The organism is Bradyrhizobium sp. PRIMUS42, from assembly GCF_023006515.1.
Lineage (GTDB): Bacteria > Pseudomonadota > Alphaproteobacteria > Rhizobiales > Xanthobacteraceae > Bradyrhizobium.
Map to the genome: position 1 here is coordinate 1 of NZ_JALBGZ010000468.1, position 5,147 is coordinate 5,147.

6 protein-coding genes are annotated in these 5,147 nt (G+C 64.5%); 1 reads left to right on the forward strand and 5 read right to left on the reverse strand.

The features are described from left to right. The 5 genes from MOV75_RS26795 to MOV75_RS26815 form a co-directional block, all read right to left on the reverse strand. On the reverse strand, window positions 1-687 hold a 687-nt coding region (locus MOV75_RS26795; protein ID WP_247006889.1), incomplete at its 3' end, for an aminotransferase class V-fold PLP-dependent enzyme. Window positions 688-696: 9 nt separating this feature from the next. Next, on the reverse strand, window positions 697-1,536 hold the full coding sequence (gene kynA, locus MOV75_RS26800; protein WP_246930574.1) for a tryptophan 2,3-dioxygenase: 840 nt from the start codon (window positions 1,534-1,536) through the stop codon (window positions 697-699). 33 nt (window positions 1,537-1,569) lie between these two features. Then, a complete protein-coding gene (locus tag MOV75_RS26805) occupies window positions 1,570-2,379 on the reverse strand; it encodes an alpha/beta hydrolase (protein ID WP_246930573.1) in 810 nt (269 codons plus the stop codon). 238 nt (window positions 2,380-2,617) lie between these two features. Next, complete coding sequence (locus tag MOV75_RS26810; protein ID WP_246930571.1) at window positions 2,618-3,895, reverse strand: ArgE/DapE family deacylase; 1,278 nt, start codon at window positions 3,893-3,895, stop codon at window positions 2,618-2,620. Between the two features lie 53 nt (window positions 3,896-3,948). Continuing rightward, window positions 3,949-4,674 carry a pyridoxamine 5'-phosphate oxidase family protein gene (locus MOV75_RS26815; RefSeq protein ID WP_246930569.1) on the reverse strand — a complete coding sequence of 242 codons (726 nt, stop codon included), beginning with the start codon at window positions 4,672-4,674 and terminating at the stop codon, window positions 3,949-3,951. Between the two features lie 74 nt (window positions 4,675-4,748). Between MOV75_RS26815 and MOV75_RS26820 the strand changes: the two genes are divergently transcribed. Then, window positions 4,749-5,147: GntR family transcriptional regulator (locus MOV75_RS26820; protein WP_247006890.1), on the forward strand; the 399-nt coding region annotated here is incomplete at its 3' end.

Below are 5,147 nucleotides of genomic sequence, written 5' to 3' on the forward strand. Positions count from 1 at the left end.
CGGCGCGACGTACAGGAACGCCGGCGCGCCGGGGCCGGCATTGATGTATTTGTAGGTACAGCCGGCGGCGAAATCGGCGCCGGTGCCCGCAAGATCGACCGGCAGCGCGCCGGCGGAATGGGCGAGATCCCAGACCGTGACGATGCCGAGCGCATGCGCTTTCGCCGTCAGCTTCGCCATGTCGTGGCGGCGGCCGGTGCGGTAATCGACCTCGGTGATGTAGAGGACCGCGATCTCCTCGGACAACGAATCCTCGATCTCCTCCGGCGCCACCAGGCGCAATTGGTGGCCGCGCCCGAGCGTCGCGATCAGGCCCTCGGCCATGTAGAGATCGGTCGGGAAATTGCCGGTGTCCGAGAGGATGACCATGCGCGATGCGCTCATGTCGAGCGCGGCGGCGAGCGCCTGATAGACCTTCAGCGACAACGTGTCGCCGACCATTACGGATCCGGCCTCCGCACCGATCAGCCGCGCGATGCGATCGCCGACGTGACGCGGCTGGGCATACCAGCCGGCAGTGTTCCAGGCCCGGATCAGCTCATTGCCCCACTCGGTGGTGATGACGCGGTTGACCCGCTCGGCAACGCCAAGCGGCAGGGCGCCGAGCGAATTGCCGTCGAGATAGATCACACCGTCGGGCAGATGGAACAGCGCCTTGGTGTCGTCGTAGACGCGAAGCTTGGTCATGGAAAATCTCTACAGAATCGTGCGGACGCGCCAGAGCTCGGGGAACAGCTCCACCTCCAGCATGCGCTTGAGATAGCTGACACCACCGGTGCCGCCGGTACCGCGCTTGAAGCCGATGACACGCTCGACCGTGGTCACGTGGTTGAAGCGCCAGCGGCGGAAATAATCCTCGAAGTCGACGAGTTTCTCGGCGAGCTCGTAGAGCATCCAATGCGTCTCCGGCGCCTCGTAGACGACACGCCAGGCCTGCAGCACGCCTTCGTTGAAGCTGTGGGTCTCGCGAACATCGCGAGCCAGCACCGCGGCCGGCATCTTGAGCCCGTTGCGGTCGGCGAGCCGCAGCACTTCGTCATAGAGGCTGGGCGTCGCGAGTTCGGCCTCGAGCAGCTTCGTCGTCTCCACATCGTGCGCGTGCGGCTTGAGCATGGCGTGATTGCGGTTGCCGAGCAGAAATTCGATCAGCCGGTATTGCCGCGACTGAAAGCCCGAGGACTGTCCGAGCTGCGAGCGGAAGCGCGTGTACTCGCTGGGCGTCATGGTGCGCAGCACGTCCCAGGCGTTGTTGAGCTGCTCGAAGATGCGCGACATCCGCGCCAGCATCTTCATTGCAGGCTGCACCTCGTCCATGGCGATGGCGCGGCGCGCGGCGCTGAGCTCGTGGATGGCAAGGCGCATCCACAGCTCGGTGGTCTGATGCTGGATGATGAACAGCATCTCGTCATGCGCTTCCGAGAGCGGATGCTGCGCGCCGAGGATCGCATCCAGCGCCAGGTAGTCGCCATAGGACATCCGCCGGGCGAAATCGGTCTCGGCGCCTTCATTCGCAGGATCGTAATCGCTGGACGTCATGGCTGGCCCTCTCGATCGATCATACCGGCCTGCTCAGTCGAGGCCGATCAGGCGCGCGGTGATCTGCGACGACGGATCCTTGAGCCCGTCGATCACGGTGAAATGGTTCAGCGCCGGCTCGACGACGAGGCGCGTCGGCACGTCGAAGCCGGTCCAGACATTGGCCATCAGGTCGGACTGGCGGATGAATTCGGGCCGCTCGCCGCCGCCGACCCAGGCGGTCACGGGCGAATGCCCACGCGGCAAATGCAGCGCCGCGCTTTCGAGCGTCGCTTCCTCCATGGTCATGCCCAGTGTCTCGTTCATCTTGGTCTTGAGCAGCGGACGCAGGTCGTGCAGGCCGCTGATCGAGAGCGTGCCGGCAATGCGGCTGTAGACGGCGGGCTCCAGCCGGCTGTCATCGCACAGCATGCGCGTGACGAGATGGCCGCCGGCCGAGTGGCCGGCGAGGTGGATCGGACCTGCGACAAGCGAGGCCGCTTTCGCGATCGCGGCGGTGATTTCGGCGGTGATGTCGGAGATGCGCGCAGCCGGCGTCAGCGTGTAGCTCGGCAGCGCCACGGCCCAGCCATGGTGCCGCGCGCCTTCGGCGAGATCGGTCCAGGTCGACTTGTCGAAGCGCATCCAGTAGCCGCCATGGACGAAGACGACGAGCCCCTTGCTGTCGCCGTCGGGCAGGACCAGGTCGAGCTTCTGGCGCTCCCCGGCGCCATAGGCGATGTCGGCGCGAAAGTTCCTCAGCCCGGCACGATACGCCGCGGCTCGCTCCAACCACAACGCGGGCATCTTGTCCGAGCCGGGGATATGGGCCGAATTGGCATAAGCATCATCCCAATCGCGCATTGTGACTCCCGAGGACTCGCGAACTCGCCGCCAGTCTGCCACCGGTCAATGCCGCATCCTAGTCTTTATTTTAAGCTTAAAGGATTTAGGAGGATCCGGAGGGTCAGGCAGCTGAGCGCTCCAGCCGTAGGATGGGCAAAGCGGCGCGTGCCCACGCGCTGGTTATGTCGAATAAGACTCGTGGGGACGGCGCAAAGGCGCCTTTGCCCACCCTACGGCACCGCGAACGGAGCGACGGCTACGCGTTCTCCACTCCGCACCATTCCGCGATGAACAGCGCCATCGCCTTGGTCGCTTTCTTCAGCGACTCCAGCTCGACATATTCGTTGAAGCCGTGCATCTCGCCGCCGCTGGCACCGAAGCACAGGCTCGGAATGCCGTGGTTGAGGCCATAGAAGCGGGTGTCGGTGAGCGCGGTGAAGACGAGGTCCTCGACCGCGCCGCCATAGACCTTGCCGAACGCTTTGCCGAACGCAGCCTCCGGCGCGGCGGCGTCGGTCAGTTCATAGCCTTCCGACAGGAAGCCCGACCATTCGATCTCCGGCGGATTATTGGCAAGGAAGCGGTGGTTGCGCGCCGCGGCAGCGACGCAGGCCATGATCTCCTTCTGGTGGTCGGCGATCGACCAACCCGGCAGAACCGCAATCCGGCAATCGACATCGCACCAGGCCGGCACGCTGGAAGCCCAGTCGCCGCCCTTGATGATGCCGGGGTTGAAGTTGATGGGATGGTTGAGCGTCTTGAAGTGCCTGTCAGCTTTGGCGCGCTCGTTCCATTCGATCTCCAGCTTCTGCAGCGCCTGGATCAAATGATAGGCGGCCATGATCGCATTCGCGCCGGAGCCGGCAAAGGCGACATGCGTCGGATGGCCCTTCACGCGCAGGCGAAACCAGATCACGCCGACCTGCGAGCGCACCATCTTGCCGCCGGTCGGCTCCGGAATGAAGCAGGCATCCGCACGATAGCCGCGCTGCAGCGTCGAGAGCGCGCCGACGCCTGTGCTCTCCTCCTCGATCACGGACTGGAAGTGGATCCGTGCCGTCGGCCTGAAGCCCGCGGCCTTGATCGCATCGAGGGCATAGAGCGCGCCGATGGTGCCCGACTTCATGTCGCAGGCGCCACGGCCGAACATCTTGCCGTCCTTGATGACGGGCGAGAACGGCGGCGTGTCCCACAATTCCAGCGGGCCAGCGGGCACCACATCGCAGTGGCCCTGCAGGATCAGCGATTTGCCGCCGTTCGTTTGCGGACGGTAGGTGCCCACCACCGAACGTGCTTTGGAGAAATCATGCTCTATCGGGCCGAAGCCGCGCAGATCCTTGAGATCATCGACATCGATGTGCCAGTCGTCGACCTCATAGCCACGCTCGCGCAGGAGGTCGCCGATCATGTCCTGACACGGCCCCTCCGCCCCGCGGGTCGAAGGGATCGCGACGAAATCGCGTGTGGTGGCAAGCTGGGCTTCGAAGCCGGCATCGACGGCGTCGAGAATCCTCTGCTGCGTTTCGGCATTCATCAGGCAACTCCAGGCATTCCAATGGTCCCAAGGAGTGCGCAAGCTAACCGATTTCAGCCGTTCGGGTACTCCACAAAATAAGCATCCCGCAATGCATCTTCGAGCAGGCGCCCTTCCGAATAGCCATTCAACGTCGCAGGACGCGTGACGCCGTCGAGCAGGCGCGGGCACGGTTCCGGCGCGCCGATCACGGTGCGCACCGGGATGCGTTCGGCATAAATCGGCAACGCATAGTCCTCGTCGTCGTCAGCAACACCCTTGGCGCGTATCTTGGCCGAGGCTTCCTCGATTTCCATCGCGATGAAGGACGTCGCCTTGATCTCCTGGGTGTTGCTCGCCCTGAGACTCGCGGTGCGATCCGGGAAGAAGCGATCGACCATCGCGATCACCGCGCGCTCCTTCTCGCTGGGATCGGTAACGAGATAGGCGGTGCCGAATGCCATCACCGCACGGTAGTCGGCGGAATGGTTGAAGCCGCAGCGCGCCAGCACGAGGCTGTCGAGATGGGCGACCGTGAGACACACGCGCTCGCCCTTGGTCTGGCTGCGCAACATCCGGCTTGCGCTCGAGCCGTGCCAGTAGAGCCTGGTGCCCTCGCGCCAGAAGAAGGTCGGCGTGCAATAGGGCTGGCCGTCGATCACGTAGGAGACATGGCAGAGCATCGAGGAATCCAGGATGCGATGAACCGTGTCGTGATCGTAGAAGCCGCGATCGTGCCGGCGCTTCACCTGGCTGCGCGCGGAGGTCGGATAGGAATTGGTGGTCTCGGTCTGGCTCACGGCCGCTCCTGATCGGATTGGAAAGATCCGGAGTAGTTGTAGCGGCGCATTTGGTCTGCGATAGTTCCAATTCCATGCAAAAAATTCCGACCAATTCTCTTCCCTCCCCGGCCAAGACCGAGCTGTCGCTCGATCTCGCCGGCCCGCACGTCACGGCCGGCGCCTCCGCCGCGCATCGGCTCTATCAGGCGCTGTGCGAGATGATCGTCTCCGGCCTCGTCAAGCCTGGCGAGCCGCTGCCGCCGTCACGCACGCTGGCGAAGCAAACGGGCTTTCGGCGCAACGCCGTCGTCACCGCCTATGAGCGCCTGATCGCTGACGGCTTTGCCGAAGCCACCGTTGGCTCCGGCACCTTCGTCGCCGCGCGCATCCCTGCGCGCGCGGCCGAACCGAACAAGCCGAAGATCATCGTCGAAACGCCCGGGCAAGGCGCGTTCGCGCTCGGCTGCACACATGTCGACGAACGCGCGGTG

Coding starts and splice junctions, on each gene's coding strand:
- MOV75_RS26805 (WP_246930573.1), bottom strand. CDS start 2,379: ATGCGCGATTGGGATGATGCTTATGCCAATTCGGCCCATATCCCCGGC.
- kynA (WP_246930574.1), bottom strand. CDS start 1,536: ATGACGTCCAGCGATTACGATCCTGCGAATGAAGGCGCCGAGACCGAT.
- MOV75_RS26810 (WP_246930571.1), bottom strand. CDS start 3,895: ATGAATGCCGAAACGCAGCAGAGGATTCTCGACGCCGTCGATGCCGGC.